2 protein-coding genes are annotated in these 679 nt (G+C 66.6%); both read left to right on the forward strand.

From position 1 onward, the window contains the following. A partial coding sequence (locus tag ENZ75_RS33535) for a helix-turn-helix domain-containing protein (RefSeq protein ID WP_164888265.1) occupies positions 1–233 on the forward strand: 233 nt, incomplete at its 5' end. Positions 234–277: 44 nt separating this feature from the next. Further along, a partial coding sequence (locus tag ENZ75_RS33540; protein ID WP_164888266.1) for an NAD(P)-binding domain-containing protein occupies positions 278–679 on the forward strand: 402 nt, incomplete at its 3' end.

A 679-nucleotide genomic window follows, 5' to 3' on the forward strand; every position in this document is an offset into this window, starting at 1 on the left:
GTGATGACGGGCTTGCCGTCGGCAGCGTCCAGGGCAGGCTCGACATTCCGTCCTCCACGCTGTCGCATCACCTCAAACGGCTGGTCGATACCGGGCTTGTCACGCAGGAACGGCAAGCGACGACGCTGATCTGCCGCGCCAACTATCCCGGCATGAATGCGCTGATCGGCTATCTCGCCGACGAGTGCTGCGCCGACGCCTGTGCGCCCGCCGTCGGCAAAGCACTGGCCTGATTTTTCTGCGCGTATAATTCGAAGATACCGGAAGGATCGAACCTATGGACATGATGACAGATCTTCCCGTCGCGGTAATTGGCGCCGGCCCGGTCGGCCTTGCCGCCGCGGCGCATCTGGTCGAGCGCGGCATCTGTCCACTCATCCTGGAGCGCGGCGAAAGCGTTGGGGCCGCACTGCTCGAATGGGGCCATGTGCGGGTGTTCTCGCCTTGGGAATACAACATCGACGCGGCGGCGCGGGCGCTGCTCGACCGCTCCGGCTGGACGGCGCCGGACAGCCAGGGCCTGCCGACCGGCGGCGAGATCGTGCGCGACTATCTGGCGCCGCTTGGCCGGCTTCCGGCGATCGCCGCCAATCTGAAGCTCGGCGCCGAGGTCACCGCGATCACCCGTCAGGGGCACGACAAGGTCGCCAATGACGGCCGCAAGGACGCGCCCTTCGTC

Source organism: Mesorhizobium sp. M7A.F.Ca.CA.002.04.1.1, from assembly GCF_004022805.1.
GTDB lineage: Bacteria > Pseudomonadota > Alphaproteobacteria > Rhizobiales > Rhizobiaceae > Mesorhizobium > Mesorhizobium ciceri.